18 protein-coding genes are annotated in these 19,477 nt (G+C 67.7%); 3 read left to right on the top strand and 15 right to left on the bottom strand.

Features of this window, described 5'->3' with window-relative positions; genetic code table 11:
- The 11 genes from cobA to AC3ANU_RS07475 form a co-directional block, all read right to left on the bottom strand.
- Window positions 1-1,263, bottom strand: coding sequence for a uroporphyrinogen-III C-methyltransferase (gene cobA, locus AC3ANU_RS07525; RefSeq protein ID WP_488315785.1), 1,263 nt, complete (start codon window positions 1,261-1,263; stop codon window positions 1-3).
- 74 nt (window positions 1,264-1,337) lie between these two features.
- Entirely contained in the window at window positions 1,338-1,793 is a 456-nt protein-coding gene (locus AC3ANU_RS07520) for an SRPBCC family protein (protein WP_134163944.1), read from the bottom strand.
- A 263-nt stretch (window positions 1,794-2,056) separates the two neighbouring features.
- Window positions 2,057-3,013 (bottom strand): ABC transporter permease, encoded by a 957-nt coding sequence (locus AC3ANU_RS07515; protein WP_018769009.1) that lies wholly within the window; start codon window positions 3,011-3,013, stop codon window positions 2,057-2,059.
- Entirely contained in the window at window positions 3,003-3,728 is a 726-nt protein-coding gene (locus tag AC3ANU_RS07510; RefSeq protein ID WP_056393004.1) for an ABC transporter ATP-binding protein, read from the bottom strand. Before AC3ANU_RS07510 ends, AC3ANU_RS07515 begins: the two co-directional genes overlap by 11 nt.
- Before the next feature lie 28 nt (window positions 3,729-3,756).
- Complete coding sequence (locus AC3ANU_RS07505; RefSeq protein ID WP_018769007.1) at window positions 3,757-4,887, bottom strand: ABC transporter substrate-binding protein; 1,131 nt, start codon at window positions 4,885-4,887, stop codon at window positions 3,757-3,759.
- A 130-nt stretch (window positions 4,888-5,017) separates the two neighbouring features.
- Window positions 5,018-6,184 (bottom strand): RtcB family protein, encoded by a 1,167-nt coding sequence (locus AC3ANU_RS07500; RefSeq protein ID WP_488315784.1) that lies wholly within the window; start codon window positions 6,182-6,184, stop codon window positions 5,018-5,020.
- A 110-nt stretch (window positions 6,185-6,294) separates the two neighbouring features.
- A complete protein-coding gene (locus AC3ANU_RS07495) occupies window positions 6,295-7,701 on the bottom strand; it encodes a sulfate adenylyltransferase subunit 1 (protein ID WP_488315783.1) in 1,407 nt (468 codons plus the stop codon).
- Window positions 7,701-8,645 carry a sulfate adenylyltransferase subunit CysD gene (gene cysD, locus AC3ANU_RS07490; RefSeq protein ID WP_018769004.1) on the bottom strand — a complete coding sequence of 315 codons (945 nt, stop codon included), beginning with the start codon at window positions 8,643-8,645 and terminating at the stop codon, window positions 7,701-7,703. The genes AC3ANU_RS07495 and cysD overlap by 1 nt, the downstream gene beginning before the upstream one ends.
- The gene (locus tag AC3ANU_RS07485) at window positions 8,642-9,370 is read right to left on the bottom strand and encodes a phosphoadenylyl-sulfate reductase (protein WP_488315782.1); all 729 of its coding nucleotides are present in this window, start codon (window positions 9,368-9,370) and stop codon (window positions 8,642-8,644) included. Before AC3ANU_RS07485 ends, cysD begins: the two co-directional genes overlap by 4 nt.
- Complete coding sequence (locus AC3ANU_RS07480) at window positions 9,370-11,115, bottom strand: nitrite/sulfite reductase (protein ID WP_488315781.1); 1,746 nt, start codon at window positions 11,113-11,115, stop codon at window positions 9,370-9,372. The genes AC3ANU_RS07485 and AC3ANU_RS07480 overlap by 1 nt, the downstream gene beginning before the upstream one ends.
- A 54-nt stretch (window positions 11,116-11,169) precedes the next feature.
- Window positions 11,170-12,039, bottom strand: coding sequence for a sirohydrochlorin chelatase (locus AC3ANU_RS07475; protein ID WP_018769001.1), 870 nt, complete (start codon window positions 12,037-12,039; stop codon window positions 11,170-11,172).
- Window positions 12,040-12,099: 60 nt separating this feature from the next.
- On the opposite strand from AC3ANU_RS07475, the gene AC3ANU_RS07470 reads away from it, so the two are divergent.
- A complete protein-coding gene (locus AC3ANU_RS07470) occupies window positions 12,100-12,753 on the top strand; it encodes a trimeric intracellular cation channel family protein (RefSeq protein ID WP_488315780.1) in 654 nt (217 codons plus the stop codon).
- Between the two features lie 51 nt (window positions 12,754-12,804).
- Window positions 12,805-13,233 (top strand): hypothetical protein, encoded by a 429-nt coding sequence (locus AC3ANU_RS07465; protein ID WP_056392997.1) that lies wholly within the window; start codon window positions 12,805-12,807, stop codon window positions 13,231-13,233.
- Between the two features lie 140 nt (window positions 13,234-13,373).
- Here the strand turns inward: AC3ANU_RS07465 and AC3ANU_RS07460 are convergent, their stop codons facing one another.
- The 4 genes from AC3ANU_RS07460 to AC3ANU_RS07445 all read right to left on the bottom strand — a co-directional run bounded on the left by AC3ANU_RS07460 (window position 13,374) and on the right by AC3ANU_RS07445 (window position 17,819).
- A complete protein-coding gene (locus AC3ANU_RS07460; protein WP_488315779.1) occupies window positions 13,374-14,213 on the bottom strand; it encodes a type IV toxin-antitoxin system AbiEi family antitoxin domain-containing protein in 840 nt (279 codons plus the stop codon).
- A gap of 400 nt (window positions 14,214-14,613) precedes the next feature.
- Window positions 14,614-15,714, bottom strand: coding sequence for a polyprenyl synthetase family protein (locus tag AC3ANU_RS07455; protein WP_056392994.1), 1,101 nt, complete (start codon window positions 15,712-15,714; stop codon window positions 14,614-14,616).
- Window positions 15,711-17,042 carry a geranylgeranyl reductase family protein gene (locus tag AC3ANU_RS07450; RefSeq protein ID WP_488315778.1) on the bottom strand — a complete coding sequence of 444 codons (1,332 nt, stop codon included), beginning with the start codon at window positions 17,040-17,042 and terminating at the stop codon, window positions 15,711-15,713. The genes AC3ANU_RS07455 and AC3ANU_RS07450 overlap by 4 nt, the downstream gene beginning before the upstream one ends.
- A gap of 3 nt (window positions 17,043-17,045) precedes the next feature.
- Complete coding sequence (locus AC3ANU_RS07445; protein WP_377204606.1) at window positions 17,046-17,819, bottom strand: demethylmenaquinone methyltransferase; 774 nt, start codon at window positions 17,817-17,819, stop codon at window positions 17,046-17,048.
- A 115-nt stretch (window positions 17,820-17,934) separates the two neighbouring features.
- Here AC3ANU_RS07445 and AC3ANU_RS07440 point away from each other — a divergent pair, with 115 nt between their 5' ends.
- Window positions 17,935-19,335: an isochorismate synthase gene (locus AC3ANU_RS07440; RefSeq protein ID WP_018768628.1), complete on the top strand. Its 1,401-nt coding sequence runs from the start codon at window positions 17,935-17,937 to the stop codon at window positions 19,333-19,335.
- Window positions 19,336-19,477: the final 142 nt, after the last annotated feature.

Below are 19,477 nucleotides of genomic sequence, written 5' to 3'. Positions count from 1 at the left end.
CTAGGTGGTGGGGACGGTCTTGCGGGGGCTGTTCGGGGTGGTGGTGCTGTAGTCAGCGGTTTTGAAGTGCGACGGCGCGAAGGGGCTCACGCGCACCACGTCACCGATGACAATCACGGCAGGATTTGCGACGCCGGCCGCCTGGGCCTGGTCGGCGATGGAACCGAGCGTGCCAATGGTGACGCGCTGGTCCGGCAAATAGCCGTTTTCCACGATACCAACCGGAGTGTCCTGCGGCAGGCCGGCTTCGCCCAGCGCGGACGCGGATTCGCGCAGCTGGCCCACGCCCATGAGCAGGACGATCGTGTGGTCCGGACGGGCGGGTACCTCGGAGAGTTCCTCGTGGCCGGTGACCACGCTGAAGCCCTTGGCCAGGCCGCGGTGGGTGACGGGAATGCCGGCTGCTGCGGGAACGGAGATTGCCGAGGTGACGCCGGAGACCACTTCAACCTCGACGCCGTGCTGGCGGCAGTATTCGGCTTCCTCGCCGCCGCGGCCCAGCACGTAGGGGTCCCCGCCCTTGAGCCGGACAACGCGGTGTCCCTTGAGGGCTTCCTCGACGAGGATCCGGTTGATCCCAGCCTGCGGAACGGGGTGGTGGCCGGGGGTCTTGCCGACTTCGATGATCCGGACGTCCGGGGCGAGTTCGTTGAGCAGTCCGCGGGGGCCCAGGCGGTCGGCGACCACGACGTCGGCCTGGCCCAGGAGCCGGCGGCCGCGGACCGTGATGAGGCCCGTATCGCCGGGACCGCCGCCAACCAGCGCGACGGATCCCTGGTGTGCGCGGCGGCGGCGCAGCGGCAGGTCGCCGGTTTCGAGGGCGGTGGCCACGGCATCGCGCACGGCCATGGCCCGCCGCGGGTCGCCGCCGGCGTTGATGGCGATCTTGACGTCGTCCACCTCCGCAACGGCGGGAGTCCAGGCGGCGGAAGCTTCATGGTTGGAGGCGTTGACGCACCAAACGCGCTGTGCCTCGGCGTCGGCCGACACCTGGGCGTCCACGGCGGAATCGCCGGTGGCGGTCTGGACGAACCACACGCCGTCGACGTCGCTGGAAAGGTAGGGCCGCGCTTCCCAGGTGAGCAGGCCGGCGCCGGCCATCTCCAGCAGCGCGGGCGAGGCAACCGGAGCCACGACGGTGACCACGGCCCCTGCGTCGAGCAGCCCCTTGGCGCGGCGGGCGGCAACGGGGCCGCCGCCCACCACCAGCACCGGGCGGCCGAGCAGCCGCAGCGCCGTGGGGTAAATGTCCTGAATTGCCATGAATCAACGGTAGGTCCGCGTCACATTCGCCCACAAAGACCGAGCAACACCAGTTCACGTAAGGTAATGCTGCGTCACAAACGTTTAGCCGCAGCGGCGAGGAACCTGCCCCTGCGGACGATGAGGCGCTCCAGGTACCGGGCCAGGAACAGGCGCTCGACGGCGCGGCCCAGGACCCCCAGCGGGGCGGTGAACTCCACCCGGTCAACCATCAGGCTTCCCGTGGCAGTAGGCGCGAATTCGTGGACGTGCCGGAAGGCCTTGAAGGGGCCCTTGACCTGTTCGTCGGTAAAACTGCGCGGGTAATCGAAGGCGGTAATGCGGCTGGTCATGGTGAGCGGTATGCCGAGGTGCCTGGCTCGCCACGTTACTTCCTGGCCTTCCCCGATAAGCCCGGTTGTCACCCCTCCCACCGCCCGCTCGCCCGCTGTCCGCTGCGACTCCAAGTGGATGTCAATGCTGCGCGCCCGGTCGAAGAGCTGCTCCACGGGGAGCGGGGACGCGGTGCGGCACTCGAAGCTGGCGGTCATGGCGCCAGTCTGCCACGGCCCGTCCTGGTGGGCGCCGGCGGTCGCGGGGCACTTTGGCGCGTTCCGGCGTCGAACCGGCCCTGAAACCCGGCGTGTCCGTGTCAAAGTGCCCCGGTTCCGTCAGGTCAGGGCACAGGACAGTCAGGGCCCAGGACAGCAGGGCGCAGAACAGTCAGGGCACAGGACAGTCAGGGCACAGGACAGCAGAGAGCCCGACGGCGGGACTCGCCTTCGGGCTCTCAGGTGCCTGGGTGCGGGCTGACTTAGCGGGTGCTGCCGGCCAGGAGGCCGCGGCGGCGCAGGAGGCGCTTCTCGATGGGGCCGAACACCAGAAGCTCAATCAGGATGCCGACCGCGAGGATCAGCAGGATGGCGGCCATGACCACGCCCATGTCGGACAGGGTCCGGCCCTGGTCCAGCAGCGACCCCAGGCCGAAGCCGATGGTGCCGCCCACAGCGATGATCTCCGCGGCCATGAGGGAGCGCCAGGAGAAGGCCCAGCCCTGTTTGAGGCCGCCCAGGTAGCCCGGCAGCGCGGCCGGGAGGACAATCTGCAGGGCCATCTGCAGCCGGGACGCGCCAAGCACCGTGCCCACCCGGCGGTACTGCGGCGGGATCTGGTCCACACCGGAGATGAGCCCGTTGATGATGGACGGGATGGCCCCCATGAACACCACGAAGTACACGGTGGCGTCAGTAAGGCCGAACCAGATGATGGCCGCGGGGACCCACGCCACGGAGGGCAGGACCTGCAGTCCCGAAATGAGCGGTCCAAACGCGCGCCGCAACGGTGCCACCTGGGCCAGCAGCAGGCCGACCGGCGTGGCGATGGCCACCGAAATCAGGAAGCCCACCACGCCGCGCTGCAGCGACGTCCAGACTGATTCCTGGAACTTGCCGTCGCCCCAGAGAACGCCCAGCTGGCCAAGGACGTCCAGCGGCCCGGGAACCAGGTCGCGCCGTTTGACGCCCAGGGACACGTAGAACTGCCAGACCAGCACCAGCACCAGCAGCGCGGCTACGGGCAGGAGGATGCGGCTCCAGTCGATCCGGTGTTTGCGGTCGGCGTCGGACTGCAGCGAGTCAAGGCCGGATTCCAGCTCCCGGAGGTCCTCGTTGCCGGTGGACGTCCGGGTCAGGGCGGCATGGACTGGCTCGCGGGTTTTGGTTTCGTCGGGCTCAACCACCGGCGCGGAGCCGGACAGGGACTTACTTGGCATGGCGGCGAATCTCCTCCCGCAGCCGGGCGGTGATGACCCCGGTCAGCTGGCCGGCGAGCCCGGCGTCGGTTCGGTGTTCCTCGGTGACGGCCCATTCCTGGACCACGCGGCCGGGGCGCGAGGACAGCAGCAGGACGCGCTGGCCCAGCCGGACGGCCTCGCGGACGTTGTGGGTGACGAAGACGATGGTGCGCCCGGTTTCCTTCCAGATGCGTTCCAGCTCGTCGTGCAGCAGGTCGCGGGTGATTGCGTCCAGCGCGGCGAACGGCTCGTCCATGAGCAGCAGCTGCCGGTCCTGGGCCAGCGAACGTGCCAGCGAGACGCGCTGCCGCATGCCGCCGGAGAGCTCGTGCGGGCGCTTGTCCCCCGCCGTCCCCAGGTGCACCAGTTCCAGGAGCTCCTGGGCCTTGGCCTTGCGCTCGGCCTTGCCCACCCCGCGGAGCTTGAGGGCCAGCTCGATGTTTTCCCGGGCGGTGAGCCACGGGAAGAGGGCGGCGTCCTGGAACATGAAGGCGGCGCCGTCGCTAGGTACTTCCAGGGCGCCCGACGTCGGCGCTTCGAGTCCCGCGATGATGTTCAGGAGGGTGGATTTGCCGCAGCCGGAGGCACCGAGGAGGGCAACGAACTCGCCCTGCTTGATGTTGGCGTTGACGTCGTCCAGTACCGGGGCGCCGTCGCCGAAGCGCTTGCCCAGGTGTTCCAGTACGACTGGCATGGTGCCGTCCTTAGGTAGTGGGGGTGGGTCAGTCCTGGCCGAGTCCGGCCGCAGAAATCTTGTCGGTACCGCCGGTGACCTGGTTGAGGGCACGGAGGTCGAAGAGGCCGTTGATGTCGGCCTTCTTGGTGGTGCCGGCCTCCACGCCGTCCTGGAGGAGCTTGGAGTAGCTGCCGGCCAGGGGGTCCAGGGTGAAGGTGATGTTGGCCAGCGACCTGGTAAGGACATCTCCCGGCAGTGCTGCCCCGGCGGTTTCCTGCAGGGCGGAGTTGATGAGCTCCGCCTTCTGGCCGGCCGGCGCCGAATTGAGCCACGCTACCGATTCCGCGTTCCCCTTCAGCAGCGCCTTGACCGTGTCCGGGTGGTCCGCGGCGAACTTCTGGTTCACGATCAGGATGGTGGTGGGGAACTCGCCCGGCTTGCCGGTGCCGGTTCCGTCCCACAGGTCCTTTTCGTCCACCAGCACCTGGGCGCCGGCCTGGAGCACCAATCGTGAGGCCCACGGCTCAGGCAGCCACGCGCCGTCGAGCTTTCCGTCCTGGAACAGCTTGAGGGACTGGGCGTTGTCTGTGGGGTTGATGGCGACATCGCCGCTGCCGTCCACGTTGGTCTTGTAGCCCTGCTTGCTGAGCCAGGCCCGGAGGGCCACGTCCTGCGTGCCGCCGAGCTGCGGGGACGCGAGCGTCTTGCCCTTGAGGTCGGCGGCGGAGTTGATCCCGGGCCTGACCACCAGCTGTGCACCGCCCGCCGCGGCGCCCGCAATCACCCGCACGGACTGGCCCTGGCTCTTGGCGAACGAGTTGATGGCCGGATTGGGGCCGATGTAGGCGGCGTCGATGGCACCGGCATTCAGGGCCTCGATGGCTGCCGGGCCGGCGTTGAAGGTTTCGGTGCTGAGCCTGGTGCTGCCCAGGGCGTGCGCGAGGAACCCCTTTTTGATGCCCACCAGGGCCGCGGCGTGGGTGACGTTGCCGAAGTAGCCCAGCTTCAGTTCCGCGGCCGGGGTGGGCTCGGCGGCCTGCGCCTCGCTGTTGCGGGAAATGTTCGAGGCCACGATGGCGCCGACGGCGATCAGCAGGACCAGCCCGATGGCCAAGGCAGCCTCGACGGCGCGCCTGCGCGTGGGAACCGCGCTTTCGCCTGCCACGATGCGGGTCATCCCGGGCTTGGAACTAGTCATTGTTTCACCATAGGGAGTGGCCCAAACGCGTTCAACGACGCGGAAACGGGGGGTCACGCACGTTCATCTAGCGTCACATTTGGCCGCACTCCTGCCCTGTTTCGCAGATTCAGTTGCCTTTGACGTTGACCAGCTGCCGCAGCTTGTGCCGCACCGTGACCAGGTCCGCGGCATCCTGCATGACCTGGTCGATCGGCTTGTACGCGGCCGGGATTTCGTCAATGAAGGCCTCCGAGGCGCGGAACTCGATGCCCCGCATGGCCCGCTTCAGCTCCTCCAGCGTGAAGGCCTTCCGGGCAGCGTTCCGGGAGTACTCACGCCCCGCCCCGTGCGGTGAGGAGTTCAACGACGCCGGGTTGCCACGGCCCACCACAACATACGACGCCGTCCCCATGGACCCGGGGATAAGTCCGGGATCTCCGGGGGCGGCTTTGATGGCGCCCTTGCGGGACACCCACACGGACTTGCCGTAGTGCGTTTCCTGCTCGGTGAAGTTGTGGTGGCAGTTGATCCGCTCGCGTTCGCGGACCGGCCCGCCCACCCAGTGGCTGAACTGGGTTCTTACGCGGTCCATCATCTCCTCCCGGTTCAGCAGGGCGAAGTGCTGGGCCCAGCGCAGCTCGGCAATGTACCGCTCGAACTGCGGGGTTCCCTCGTCCAGGTACGCGAGGTCCGGGTGCGGCAGGTATATCTGGTTCTTGCGGCTGATAAGCCGGGCGACGCCGATGTGGTGCTGGGCGATCCTGTTGCCGATGCCCCGCGAGCCCGAATGCAGGAAGAGCCACACGCCGTCGTCCTCATCTGCGGACACCTCGATGAAGTGGTTCCCCGAGCCCAGGGACCCCAGCTGCAGCTCCCACTTGGGAACGTACTGGGCAGGGTTGAAACCGGCCTTCGCGGCCCGCTGCTTCAGCTCCGCGATCCGCGGCTGCGCCGTGGGAAGGACCTGCCTGTTGTTATGCCCTGCCGATAAGGGGATGACCCGCTCGATGTCCTCCCGGAGGCGCTTGCGGTCCTTGGGCAGGTCCTTCACGGAGTACTGGGTGCGGACCGCGATCATGCCGCAGCCGATGTCCACGCCAACCGCGGCCGGAATGATGGCGCGCAGCGTGGGGATGACGGAGCCCACGGTGGCGCCCATGCCCAGGTGCGCATCCGGCATCAGCGCCAGGTGCGGGTAGATGAACGGCAGGGCCGCGGTCATCACTGCCTGCTCGCGGGTCATGTCATCCAGGATGGACGCCCAGTTGAGGAGCTTCGGGCTGATGGTCTCCATGCTTTCGCCTCCTCTGACAACCTTACGAGACGGCAAAACCGCGGCTTGTTCGCGCGTCAGAACCTTCACGGTCCGGATCTGCGAACAAGCCGCGGTTTCGAAAGGAGTACCTAGATGCTGTAGCGCTCGTCCTCGTGGTCGCCCGGGTGGTCCTTGACCAGGCCGGCGGCCAGCGTGTTGCCGTCCAGCGGGTCGATCACCAGGAATGCGCCGGTGCGGCGGTGGTGCAGGTAGTTCTCCAGCGGCAGCGGGGCGGCGAGCCGGAGCTGCGCGTGCCCGATGTCGTTCAGTTCCAGGCTGGAGGCGCCTTCAAGCTTGAAGGTGGCCAGGTCCAGCTTGCCGGAGACGCTGCGGACCATCGCCTGCACCGTCCGGGTGCCGTGCTTGACCAGCACCTTCTGGCCTTCGCGGAGCGGCTTCGGGGACAGCCAGCACAGGGCGGCGTACAGGTCGGCGGAAGCCTCGCGGACGGTGCCGGCGGCCGCGATGGTGTCACCGCGTGCGACGTCGAACTCGTCCGCCAGCCGGATGGCCACCGACTGCGGGGCGGCGGCCTCCTGCAGGGAAGCCCCGGCAAAGTCGATGCCCACCACAGTGGTGGTCCGCGGCGACTGGCCCGGTGTCAGAACGGACACCTGGTCCCCCACCTTTACGGAGCCTTCGGTGATCTGGCCGGCGTAGGCGCGGTAGTCGCGGAAGGCCTCCACATCCAGGCCGGCGGCGACGGCGTCGGGGGCCAGGGCGCCCTGCGGCCGGATGACCAGCTGCACCGGGAAGCGGAAGCTTTCCAGGTGGCTTTCCAGTTCATCGGCGGCGGGGAGGGTCTCCAGGACCTCCAGCAGTGCGGGGCCGGTGTACCAGGGGGTGCGCTCGGAGCGCTCCACCACGTTGTCGCCGTCGAGAGCGGAGACCGGGATGACCAGGAGGTCGCTGATGCCGTCGGCGCCCAGGCCCAGTTCGCGGCCCACCTGCTGCACGTCGGCTTCGATCCCGCGGAACACGGATTCGCTGAAGTCCACCAGGTCGATCTTGTTCACGGCCACGATCACGTGCGCCACGCGCAGCAGCTGCAGCACGGACAGGTGCCGGCGGGTCTGCTCCAGCACACCCTTGCGGGCGTCAATGAGCACGACGACGGCATCCGCAGTGGACGCGCCGGTCACCGTGTTCTTGGTGTACTGCACGTGCCCGGGGCAGTCGGCCAGGATGAAGCTGCGCTGGTCGGTGGCGAAGTAGCGGTAGGCCACGTCGATGGTGATGCCCTGTTCGCGCTCGGCGCGCAGGCCATCGGTCAGCAGGGCCAGGTCGATCCCGCCCTTGTCGCCGCCGAAACCGCGGTCGGCCGAGGTGCGGGCGACGGCGTCGAGCTGGTCAGCCAGGATGGCCTTGGAATCGTGAAGGAGGCGGCCCACCAGAGTGGACTTGCCGTCGTCGACCGATCCTGCCGTGGCGAAGCGGAAGAGCGTGGTGGGCAGGGCCGTTTCCAGGTCTGCCGGGAGAACTGCTTCGGTGGTCATTAGAAGTACCCGTCCTTCTTGCGGTCTTCCATGGCGGCCTCGGAGATGCGGTCATCTGCGCGGGTGGCGCCACGTTCGGTCAGGGTGGAGGCGGCGACTTCCACCACGACGTCGGACACGGTGTAGGCGTTGGATTCCACAGCGCCGGTGCAGGACATGTCCCCCACTGTGCGGTAGCGGACGGTCTTGGTGATGACTTCCTCGCCGTCGCGGGGCTGGGACACTTCGCCCACCGCGCGCCACATGCCGTCGCGGGCGAAGACCTCACGCTCGTGGGCGTAGTAGAGGCCCGGCAGCTCGATGTTCTCGCGCTCGATGTAGCGCCAGATGTCCAGCTCGGTCCAGTTGCTGATGGGGAAGGCCCGGACGTGCTGGCCCACGGTGTGGCGGCCGTTGTAGAGGTTCCACAACTCGGGGCGCTGGTTGCGCGGGTCCCACTGGCCGAACTCGTCGCGGAGGCTCAGGATGCGCTCCTTGGCGCGGGCCTTGTCCTCGTCGCGGCGGCCGCCGCCGAACACGGCGTCGAACTTGTTCTGCTGGATGGCGTCCAGCAGGGGGACGGTCTGCAGCGGGTTCCGGGTGCCGTCGGCGCGCTCGGCCAGCTCGCCGCGGTCGATGAACTCCTGGACGGAGCCCACCACGAGCTTCAGGCCCAGCCGCTCAACGGTGCGGTCGCGGAAGTCGATGACCTCGGGAAAGTTGTGGCCGGTGTCCACGTGCAGCACGGGGAACGGCACCTTGCCGGGCCAGAACGCCTTGGTGGCCAGGTGCAGCATCACCACGGAGTCCTTGCCGCCGGAGAACAGCAGCGCGGGCTTCTCGAACTCGGCAACAACCTCGCGGATGATGTGGATGGCCTCGGACTCCAGGGTGTCCAGGCTGGACAGGCGCGTGGATACGGCGGCGTCAGTCACCTGGGTCTCCTCGGTAAGTGAAGTGCTCATACGTGTAGTCCGCATTCTGTCTTGTCGGTTCCTGCCCAGCGGCCGGCACGGGGGTCCTCGCCGGGTGCCACCTTGCGGGTGCAGGGCTGGCAGCCAATGGAGGGGTAGCCCTGGGAAAGCAGCGGGTTGACGGGCAGGAGGTTGTCGTCGGAGTACTGGACCAGCTGGTCGAATGTCCAGGCGGCCATGGGGTTGACCTTGACCAGGCCGTTCTTCTCGTCCCAGCCGATCAGCGGCGTGTTGGTCCGGGTGGGGGCTTCGTCGCGGCGGACGCCGGTGAACCAGAGCTCGTAGCCGGCCAGGGTGCGCTGCAGCGGGGCCACCTTGCGGAGGGCGCAGCACTGGGCGGCGTCGCGGGCAAAGAGGTCCTTGCCCAGGAGCCGGTCCTGCTGCTCCACAGTGTTTTCGGGGAGCACGTCCACCACGTTGACGCGGAGGTTCGCGGCCACCTCGTCACGCGTGGCGTAGGTTTCCGGGAAGTGGTAGCCGGTTTCCAGGAAGAGGACGTCGACGCCTGGCATCTGGTCCGCCACCAGGGCGGGCAGGACGGCGTCGGCCATGGAGCAGGCGACGGCGACGGCGGGCAGTCCGAAGTTGCGCTCCACCCAGGCGATGACATCGCGGGCAGGGGCGTCCCAGCCGAGTTCGGCCGCGCCGGCTTCAGCCAGCGCCTTGAGCTCCTCGACGGGACGCTTGGCGGGTGCGGGTGCCAGGTGTTTTGCCATTACTGCAATGCCTCCTCGTCTGCTGCGTGGGCCCATTCGGCGAAGGTCTGGCCTTCGGCACGGTCGGCCACGAACCGGCGGACCACCCGCTCCACGTAGTCGGGCAGGTCGTCCACGTACACCTTCAGGCCGCGGACGGTGCGTCCCAGCCCTGCTTCCTCGCGGTCGTTGGAAGCCAGCCCGCCGCCCAGGTGGACCTGGAAACCCGGGGAGGGGTCGCCGTCGGGCGTTGGCAGCATCATGCCCTTCAGGCCGATGTCCGCCGTCTGGATGCGGGCGCAGGAATTGGGGCAGCCGTTGATGTGCAGCGAAAGTGCCTGCGGCAGCTCGCCGGATTCGGCGAGGTCGGCCAGGCGGCGCTCCAGCTCGGCCACGGCCGTGGCGGCGGTGTGCTTGGTCTCCACAATGGCCAGCTTGCAGTACTCGATGCCGGTGCAGGCGATGGTGCCGCGGCGGAACACGGACGGGCGGGCGGACAGGCCCAGGGCGTCCAGTTCAGCCACCAGGGGCTCAACCTGTTCCTTCTCGACGTCCAGGACCACCAGCTTCTGGTGCGGGGTGGTGCGCAGGCGCCGGGAGCCGCGGGCCTCAAGGGTGTCCGCGAGCTTGACCAGCTGGGCACCGGACAGCCGGCCGGCCAGCGGGGTGGCGCCGATGAAGAACTTGCCGTCCTTCTGCTCGTGCACGCCGATGTGGTCGCCCGGTGCGGTGGGCTTGGGCGCGGCGGGACCGTCGGCCAGCTTGTAGCCCAGGTATTCGTCCTCGAGGATCTGGCGGAACTTCTCCGGACCCCAGTCAGCCAGCAGGAACTTCAGGCGGGCCTTGGTGCGCATGCGGCGGTAGCCGTAGTCACGGAAGATGCTGGTGACGCCCAGCCACACGTCCGCGGCCTGCTCCGGCTTCACGAACGCGCCCAGGCGCTTGCCGAGCATCGGGTTGGTGGACAGCGCGCCACCCACCCACAGGTCGTAGCCGGCGCCGAATTCGGGGTGCTTCACACCAACCAGGGCGCAGTCGTTGATCTCGTGCACCACGTCCTGGCTGGGGTGGCCGGTGATGGCGGTCTTGTACTTGCGCGGGAGGTTGGACAGCAGCGGGTTGCCGATGAACCGCTCCCCCAGCTCCTCGATGAGCGGGGTGGGGTCGACGATCTCGTCCTTGGCGATGCCCGCCACGGGCGAGCCCAGGATGACGCGGGGAACGTCGCCGCAGGCCTCGGTGGTGGACAGGCCCACGCCTTCCAAGCGGTTCCAGATCTCGGGGATGTCCTCCACGCGGATCCAGTGCAGCTGGATGTTCTGGCGGTCGGTGAGGTCGGCGGAGTCGCGGGCGAAGTCCACGGAGATCTGGCCGATGACGCGCAGCTGCTCGGTGGTCAGGGCGCCGCCGTCGATCCGCACGCGCAGCATGAAGTACTTGTCCTCGAGCTCGTGCGGCTCAAGCGTTGCGGTCTTGCCGCCGTCGATCCCGGGCTTGCGCTGGGTGTACAGGCCCCACCAGCGGAACCGGCCGTGCAGGTCCTGGCCGGGGATCGCGTCGAAGCCCTCTTTGGCGTAGATGGTCTCGATACGCTCGCGCACGTTCAGGCCGTCGTCTTCCTGTTTCCAGGTTTCGTTGGCATTCAGGGGCGTCTTGCCGTCCACCTTCCACTGCCCGTGCGGCTTCGCAGCAGGACGGGACGGGCGGGCGGGGCGCTTGGTGGCAGCGGAGTCCGCGGACGCTCCGGCTAGAGCTGTATCAGTCATGCATCGACTGTAGGTCCCGCCCGAATTGCGTCACAAAGGGCCGGAAACGCTAAGTCACCTAGGGAAATATTTCGTCACGAAACGCCGGAGGGCCTTGAAGATGCCACCCTCCTGTGCATCCGCGGCGGGTGCGGCCGGGGCCGGTGCGGCGGCTTCCAGGGGTGCCGCTGCCGGTGCTTCCGCAGGGGTCCCGTTCATCGTTGCGACGGCGGCGTCGTACCTGTCCAGCGCGATCTCGGCGAGCACGGGGGACGGCAGCAGGGGTTCGGTCACGACGTCGGCTCCTGCCTTGGCCAGCTGGTCGTGGAAGAAGCCCGGCGCCAGGAGGTAGGAGGCAATCACCACCCTTCCGCCGACGTCGACGGCCCCGGCGGACTCCCCCGCCCCGGCACCTCCTTCAAGTTCCTCCCGAAGCATGGCGACGGCGTCGGGCACTGAGGGCTTGGCCGAGGCACCGTAGGCGGCCACGATCCGGTTGGACCGGAGCTCCTGAAGCTGGCGCAGCAACTCCTCCACGCTGACGGCGGCGTTGGGGTTGGACGAGCCGGCGGCGGCAAGGACGATGACGTCGTTGTCCGTGGTCCCGGCTTCGCGCAGCCGCTGGTCCAGCAGTCTGGCGAGCCGCGGGTCGGGGCCCAGCGGTGCGGCGGCCGCACTGCCCGGACGGCTCTTCACGGCCCGCGCGATGTCCACCTTCACGTGGTAGCCAACGCTGAGCAGCAAGGGAACCACCACGGCGGCCTCCCCCTCCGGCAAGCCCGCCACCACATCCACCAGGTCCGGCTGCTGGACGTCCACATAGGCTTCCCGGACGTCGAGGCCTGGCCGCAGTTCAGCAATGGCGGCGCGCAGGGCGTTGACCTCCGCGGCCCCCTGTGTGTTGGACGTCCCATGGGCACAGGCGATCATGATGGGGCTGTTCATAGGGGCTAGCGTAACGTTGGAGCCGCCCTGTCCGCCCTCTTTGAAATACCGGGACGCCCCATGACATTCGCCTTTGACAACTCCCCGGTGTGGCTGGATCTGCTGGGCGTGTTTTTCTTTGCCGTCTCGGGCTCGCTGCTGGCGGCGCGGAAGCAGATCGACATCGTGGGATCGCTGCTGCTCGCCTCCCTGGTGGGGCTCGGCGGAGGCGTCATCCGGGACATCATCCTGGCCATTGTTCCCGCCGCCTTCACCAATCCGGCGTACCTGGCCCCGCCGCTGCTGGCCACGGTGCTGGTCTTCTTCCTGTTCTCCAGCGTGCAGCGCTACACGTCCCTGCTGATCCTTTTCGACGCCGCGGGCCTGGCCCTGTTCTGCATGACCGGCACGCTCAAGGCGCTGGCAACGGGCCTTAACCCGGTGGCGTCCGTGCTGCTGGGGGTGACGACGGCGGTGGGCGGCGGGCTGCTGCGGGACATCACCGCCAATGAGGTTCCCGAACTGTTCAACCCCAAGGACATCTACGCGCTGCCGGCTTTTGTAGGGGCTGCCATGACTGCCGTGCTCTGGGTCTTCGGCGTGTTCAACGTCCTCACGGCGGCCATCATCGCGGCAGTGGTTTTCACGTTCCGGGTCCTGGCGTGGCGGCGTTCCTGGCAGGCCCCCCTCGCAGTCCGCGGGTGGCACCGGCGCGGCACCGATCCAGGGCTGTGAGTGCTGCCCCGGTGTCATTTTGGGGTGCTCCGCATTGGCTAGGATATGAGCATGACTGACATGTTCCTCGAGAAGTTCCGTGCGCTTGTTCCGAAGTATCTCGAGGATGAATGGCAGGAAGAGGACGGCCTGACCCCGGAGGAACTGGATAAGGCCCTCGCCGGGCACCAGTTCCAGATCCCCTTGGTTTTGCGCGAGTTCTACCTGGCCCTTGGCGGCTGCGAGGACCTCATGGAGGCCTACCACTACTTCTGGGACCCCGAAGAGCTCGAGGTCGACGACGAGGGCTTCCTCATGTTCCTCGAGGACGAAGAGGAACAGTTCACTTGGGGCTTCCGCGTAGGAGACCTCAGCGTCCCCGATCCCATCGTGTACCGCCGCAACAATGCCCGCGGCCAGTGGAAGTCCGAGGAAGGCACCTTCTCCGAATTCGTCTTCGACATGTTCGAGTGGGCGTTCGAGGACGAAGAGGAAGAGTAGGGACTCCCCGCTTCGGCTGGGCTGCCTTGCTGCGGTCCTGGGGCACTGCTGCGGTCCTGGGGCACTTTGACACGGACACGCCGTGATCCCAGCCTGTTTTGCCAACTGTCGCGGCCAAAGTGCCCCGCGGCCGCGGGAACTCACCGCGCACTGAATGATCCCCGCCGGCTCTGTTCCAGCACCGCCAGGACCTGGTCCACCATCACCCCGGGATGGTGGACCACATCCGCATAGCCGAACCTCAGGCAGAGACGCCCGCCAATCACTGTGGCATTGTTGCGTGCCCTGTCCTTCTTAACCTGCTTTGCCTCCAGGTGGCTGGCGCCGTCGGTTTCCACCACCAGGAAATCCTCAATCAGGAAGTCCACTTCCCCCACGCCCGGGAGCTCCACGTGCCGGCGGACATGGAGGCCGGCCCTGTGGAAGTGGTAGTTGGCCAAGACTTCCAGGAGCGAGTCCGCCCGCGGAATTACGTGATCCAGGACTGACCGGGCACGGGCGTTGCGGTTCCCGGGAAGCTTGCGCCGCAGGAAGTCCACCGTCACATCACCGCGTTGCGCGGCGCCCTGGACCATTACCAGCGCCTCCAGTTCCGGCAGGCAGTGCAGGGCATGGATGAGGACGTCGGCCAGGCCTGCCACCGGCAGCCAGGGATGGACAGGGTGGCGGATCCGGCCGTGGGTGAGGGTGCCCGGCACTGTCTTCCTGTGCCCAGGGCTCAGATGGACCACACCCGCCTTCTCCAGGGTCCACAGCTGATAAACGGGGGCAGCGGAAAGGCAGGTCACGAGCGCATTGTGCTGCAGCGCCAAACCGAGCACGCCGCCTTCCACCGGCAGGCCATAAACACCCCGCCGGACCCTCACGATGAGGCCTGCTGCCAGGAACTTGTCCAGCCGCGTTCTGGAGAATCCCGCCCGGTGCAGTGCTGCAGTCCGGGCCACCCCTCCCCGGCGACGGAGAAAAGCCTCAATATCCATGGCTCCACAGTCCCCTGCACCTTGCCGCAAGCGACAGTTCCGGGCCGCGCCATGTGGAGAACCTGCAGTCGTGGGGCACTTCGACACGGACCCGCCGCGGGTACAGCCCTGTATGCAGGGGGCGGCCCTCAATGTGCCCCACGACGGCCGCAAAGGCAGCCCTGAAAAATCTTTGACACCGGCAGTAACAAGGGACTTGCACGTTATGACAAAGCTGTCATAAGCTATTCACGGATCCGCTAAACGCCTCCGGCGGGTCTGATGCGAACGGAGAGATGGCCCCGGTTCACAGCAGCTTCGGTTGTTGAGGACCGGGGCTGTCCCGTTAAGCGGGGGGGCACAAGAAGAAGCCCGGCACCAACTGGATAAACCAGGGGAACCGGGCTCCTAAAACCAAGGATCAGCTGGCGCGGTCCACCACGGCCAGCGCGAAGTTGGACAGCGACTCCTTGACCACGCCCTCGGGCAGCGGGGCCAGGGCAGCGATGGCTTCGTCAGCCCAGCGGCGTGCCACCACCCAGGACTGAGCAGTGACAGGGTGCTCGCGCAGCCCGGCCACGGCGGCAGCCAGTGCATCATCAGAGGACAGGTCGCCGTCAATCAGCGTCAAAAGGTCGACGGCGGACTGGTCACCGTCAGCGGCAGCCTTGCGCAGGAGCAGGACGGGCAGGGTGGGAACGCCTTCACGCAGGTCCGTTCCGGGCGACTTGCCGGACTTCACCTTCACGCCGGTTACATCGATGACGTCGTCGGCCAGCTGGAACGCGACGCCCACCTTCTCGCCGTACTCCACCAGGATGTCCTCAAAGGCCTCGTCGGCGCCGGAGAAGATGGCACCGAACTGGCCGGAAGCTGCCACCAGCGAGCCGGTCTTGTCCGCGATCACGGAGAGGTAGTGCTCCACCGGATCCTCGTCAGGGCGGGGCCCCACCGTTTCGTGCAGCTGGCCCAGGCACAGCCGCTCAAACGTGCGGGCCTGGATGCCCAGCGCACGCCCGCCGAGTTCGGACACCAGGATGGAGGCCCGGGCAAAGATCAGGTCGCCCGTCAGGACGGCCACGGAGTTGCCCCATACTTCGTGGGCCGTAGGGGCGCCGCGGCGGAACGGCGCGGAGTCCATAACGTCGTCGTGGTACAGGGTTGCCAGGTGCGTCAGTTCCACCACGACGGCGGCCTGCACCACTGCGGGCAGGGATGCGTCCCCGAGGTGGGCGCAGAGCAGGGTCAGCAGCGGCCGGATGCGCTTGCCGCCGGCTTCCACCAGGTGGCGCGACGTTGCGTCAGCCAGCGGATCCGAGTTGGCGATGGCTTCCCGGAGTTTCTTCTCCACCTTGGCCAGGTTGTTGGTGATGGCCGGCCCCAGCTCGGCGTCCCCCGCGATGGCCGCGAAGCCTGCCGGCAGCTGGAGGCCCGTGGCAATGGCGGTGGTGTTGAGGCTGGGTTCGGAGTCCGGCAGGCCGTGCCCGGCGTGCGTCCAGCTGTGGTCTGCGGATTTGGTCACGGGTTAACCCTAACTTTTTGTTGCGGATACCGCTGATTCGGAGCTGACGGGGTATTGGACGTGGCCGGAACCAGCGATTCCAGGACGCGGATCACCCGGTCCTCGAAGCCTTTGGCGGTGGGGTCCGTGAGGTTGGCAAGGAGCCTGACCACGAACCGCATCAGCACTGGGATTGGCATGCCTGTCCGCAGCGCGAGTTTCATGACGGCCGGCTTGCCGATCAGCGCGGCGAAGGCCCGGCCGAGGGTAAAGTGCGAGCCCCACTGGTCCCGCACGTAGTCCGCGTACCGCGAAAGGTGCGCGTCGGCGTCGTACGTTCCGCCTGCTGCCATGGAGCGCGAGGAGGCGTCGATGATGAACTCCGCGGCAAAACGCGCCGACTCCATCGCGTAGGAGATGCCCTCACCGTTGAACGGGGACACCATGCCGCCGGCGTCGCCCAGCAGCAGGAGTCCCGGCGAGTAGTGCGGGGTGCGGTTGAAGCCCATGGGCAGCGCGGCGCCGCGGATCTCCCCCACCTGGTTTTCCGGTGTGAAGCCCCAGTCGGCGGGCATGCCGGCGGTCCATTCGCGCAGGACCTGCTTGTAGTCGAGCTTGCCGAATTCCTTGGAGGAGTTCAGGATGCCCAGGCCCACGTTGGAGGTGCCGTCGCCCACGCCGAACACCCAGCCGTAGCCGGGCAGCAGCTTGCCGTCACGGCCGGGAAGTTCCAGCCAGCCTTCCATCCAGTCGTCGTCGGTGCGCGGCGAGGTGAAGTAGGTGCGGACGGCGACGCCGAGCGGCCGGTCGTCGCGCTTCTGGATGCCGAGGGACACGGCGGTGCGGGTGGAGTTGCCGTCGGCGGCCAGGACGACGTCGGCACTGAAGTCGTGCGTCTGTCCCGTCTTCCGTCCAGACTCGTCAAGGAGCGCTGCGCGGACCCCGGTGACCCGGCCGTCGTCGTCCCGGAGGGCATCGGTGACGCTGTGCCGCTCGAGAATGGTGGCACCCGCGGCCTGGGCGTGCCGGGCCAGTTCCTCGTCAAAGCCAAGCCGGGTGCGGATCAGGCCGTACTGCGGGAAGTCGGACACCTCGGGCCAGGGCAGTTCGATGGTGCGGCCGCCGGCGATCAGGCGCAGGCCCTTGTTCCGCCGCCAGCCGTCGTTCTCAGGGTGCGGCAGGCCGAGCTTCTGGATCTCGAGGACGGCCCGGGGCGTGAGTCCGTCGCCGCAGACTTTCTCGCGCGGGAAGCTGGTTTTCTCCAGGACCGTGACATCGAGGCCGGCCTTGGCGAGGTAGTACGCGGCGGTGGACCCGGCAGGGCCGGCGCCGACAATCAGTACCTTCACAGGTCAGCGGACGATGTTGCGGCGCAGCTTGGCCACCGGGCCCTTGTGCGCGGCGATGGCGGCAGCGCCGCCGTTGGACGGCGAGGCGGGCTTGAAGGCGCGGTGGACTGCCACGATGCCGCCGGTCAGGTTGCGGTAGGTGACGTTCTCCCAGCCGGCCTCCTGCAGCCAGGCGGCCAGGTGGTCCTGGTCCGGCCAGGCACGGATGGACTCGGCCAGGTAGACGTAGGCGTCGGGGTTGGAGGCGACCTTGACCGCGATGGCCGGCAGGGCCCGCATCAGGTATTCGGTGTACATGGTGCGCCACAGCGGGACCACGGGCTGGGAGAACTCGGCGATGACCAGCCGGCCGCCCGGCTTGGTGACGCGCAGCATCTCCAGCAGCGCCTTCTTGGGCTCGTTCACGTTGCGGAGGCCGAAGGAGATGGTGGTGGCATCGAACGTGTTGTCAGCGAACGGCAGGTTGGTGGCGTCACCGGCAATGAAGTTGATGTCCGGGCGGCGGCGCTTTCCCACCTTGAGCATGCCCAGGGAGAAGTCGCAGGCCACCACGTCTATGCCGGCGTCGGCATATGGCTCGCTGGAGGTCCCCGTTCCGGCCGCGAGGTCCAGGACGCGCTGGCCCTTGGAGACTTCCATCGCGTCCACCACGATCTTCCGCCAGCGGCGGGTCTGCCCCATGGAGAGGACATCGTTGACGACGTCGTATTTCGGTGCGACGTCGTCAAACATCGTGGCTACTTCGTCCGGACGCTTATCCAAGGATGCTCGGTTCACCATGACATTGTCTCAAATGTTCCCGTGCGTGCTGACCAGCCCTTTTTTGCCCACTCAAGCCTGCATCAGGGCGCCGGGGAGGCCACCGTGTACGCGGGAGTAGTGTTGTCTCATCATGACGAGCACGTTCCGCACCTTGACAGTCCCCCTCGATGGCAAAGCGTTCCCCGGGGGGCTGCCTTCGTTTCTGGTCAGGGACGATGTCCTGTGCTGGACCCGCAGGGAAGCCGGGCTGGCCGGGTTTGGCGAGATTGCCCGCTTCACTGCCACCGGGCCGGACCGGTTCCTGGAGGCGGACATCTGGTGGCGGCACCTGGTCCTCGAGGCTGAGGTCGCGGACTCCGTGGAGCTGCCCGGCACTGGCCCCGTCGCCTTCGGCTCCTTTGCCTTTTCCAAGACTTCCGCCCACGAGTCGCGGCTGATCGTGCCCGAGATCGTGGTGGGCGTGCGGGACAACCAGGCATGGCTCACGCAGTTGACGTTCGACGACGGCCAGCTCACCGAAGAGTCGGCCCTCGCCGCACTGGACCGCTGGCTCAGCGGTGCTCCCGCCGAAGACCCGGACGTTGAAGGCACGACGGCGGCAGCGGACTCCGCCGGGGACGCTTCCCTGGGCGGCGTGCCCGGCAAGGCCCGCGGCGCCGTCGTACGCCCCCTCCCCCTGGCGGCCGGCGCAACGCTGCACACCGGTTCCCTCAGTGAGGAAGCCTGGATGGAGGCCGTGGCCGCCGGTGTTGCCGAGATCCGCACGGGGGCACTGGAGAAACTGGTGCTGGCGCGGGACGTTGTGGCTACAATTCCTTCCGGCGTACATGCCGCGGACGTGCTGCGCGAACTTGCCGCACGGTACCGCGAATGCTGGACGTACGGCGTGGACGGGCTGGTGGGGGCCACGCCCGAGATGCTGATCCAGGTGGAGGGCCGCACCGCGCAGGCGCGCGTGCTGGCCGGCACCCTGGACCGCCGCGACGCGCACGGCGAGGACGGTCCGCCCATGGATTACGCTACGCGCGTGCTCGCCGGCTCCGAGAAGCAGCGGCATGAGCACGAGATTGCCATCCAGTCCCTGACCAGGCAGCTGGCGCCGTTCTCGGAGGCCATGAATGCGCATGATGAGCCCTTCATCCTGGAGTTGCCCAACGTGTGGCACCTGGCCTCGGACGTCAAGGCGGAACTCACCGAGGTGGAGGGCCACGTGCCCACCTGCCTGGCCCTGATCAACGCCCTGCATCCCACGGCAGCTGTCTGCGGAACCCCCACCCTGGTGGCGGGCGAACTGATCCGGAAGCTGGAACATCTTGACCGCGGCCCCTATGCCGGGCCGGTGGGCTGGCTGGATGCCGCCGGGAACGGCGAATGGGGCATCGCCCTGCGAGGTGCGGTCATCGAGTCGACCGACACCGTGAGGCTATATGCCGGCTGCGGCATCGTTGACGGCTCGCAGCCCAAAGCCGAGCTGGCCGAAACGTGGGCCAAGTTCCGGCCCATGCTGGAATCGCTGGGCATCAAGAGCTGATTCTTCCCCGGACTGGGTACGAAGTCTGGGATCACAGACTCTTCCCGCTCCTAAAGGCTTGCTTTTGCCCCCGCTACAGTTATCCAATAGTGAAACTTAGTTGCGTGTGACGTACCTCTCTTGTTGAGCGTTACACTATAAG

This window comes from Arthrobacter sp. SDR-2R (assembly GCF_057747955.1).
Note: the sequence above shows the minus strand (reverse complement) of the source record. Positions and strands in the feature narration are given on the sequence as shown.

What these genes read in the sequence shown, in the direction of transcription:
- cobA (WP_488315785.1), bottom strand. Translation starts at nt 1,263, where the DNA reads ATGGCAATTCAGGACATTTACCCCACGGCGCTGCGGCTGCTCGGCCGC.
- AC3ANU_RS07520 (WP_134163944.1), bottom strand. Translation starts at nt 1,793, where the DNA reads ATGACCGCCAGCTTCGAGTGCCGCACCGCGTCCCCGCTCCCCGTGGAG.
- AC3ANU_RS07515 (WP_018769009.1), bottom strand. Translation starts at nt 3,013, where the DNA reads ATGCCAAGTAAGTCCCTGTCCGGCTCCGCGCCGGTGGTTGAGCCCGAC.
- AC3ANU_RS07510 (WP_056393004.1), bottom strand. Translation starts at nt 3,728, where the DNA reads ATGCCAGTCGTACTGGAACACCTGGGCAAGCGCTTCGGCGACGGCGCC.
- AC3ANU_RS07505 (WP_018769007.1), bottom strand. Translation starts at nt 4,887, where the DNA reads ATGACCCGCATCGTGGCAGGCGAAAGCGCGGTTCCCACGCGCAGGCGC.
- AC3ANU_RS07500 (WP_488315784.1), bottom strand. Translation starts at nt 6,184, where the DNA reads ATGGAGACCATCAGCCCGAAGCTCCTCAACTGGGCGTCCATCCTGGAT.
- AC3ANU_RS07495 (WP_488315783.1), bottom strand. Translation starts at nt 7,701, where the DNA reads ATGACCACCGAAGCAGTTCTCCCGGCAGACCTGGAAACGGCCCTGCCC.
- cysD (WP_018769004.1), bottom strand. Translation starts at nt 8,645, where the DNA reads ATGAGCACTTCACTTACCGAGGAGACCCAGGTGACTGACGCCGCCGTA.
- AC3ANU_RS07485 (WP_488315782.1), bottom strand. Translation starts at nt 9,370, where the DNA reads ATGGCAAAACACCTGGCACCCGCACCCGCCAAGCGTCCCGTCGAGGAG.
- AC3ANU_RS07480 (WP_488315781.1), bottom strand. Translation starts at nt 11,115, where the DNA reads ATGACTGATACAGCTCTAGCCGGAGCGTCCGCGGACTCCGCTGCCACC.
- AC3ANU_RS07475 (WP_018769001.1), bottom strand. Translation starts at nt 12,039, where the DNA reads ATGAACAGCCCCATCATGATCGCCTGTGCCCATGGGACGTCCAACACA.
- AC3ANU_RS07470 (WP_488315780.1), top strand. Translation starts at nt 12,100, where the DNA reads ATGACATTCGCCTTTGACAACTCCCCGGTGTGGCTGGATCTGCTGGGC.
- AC3ANU_RS07465 (WP_056392997.1), top strand. Translation starts at nt 12,805, where the DNA reads ATGACTGACATGTTCCTCGAGAAGTTCCGTGCGCTTGTTCCGAAGTAT.
- AC3ANU_RS07460 (WP_488315779.1), bottom strand. Translation starts at nt 14,213, where the DNA reads ATGGATATTGAGGCTTTTCTCCGTCGCCGGGGAGGGGTGGCCCGGACT.
- AC3ANU_RS07440 (WP_018768628.1), top strand. Translation starts at nt 17,935, where the DNA reads ATGACGAGCACGTTCCGCACCTTGACAGTCCCCCTCGATGGCAAAGCG.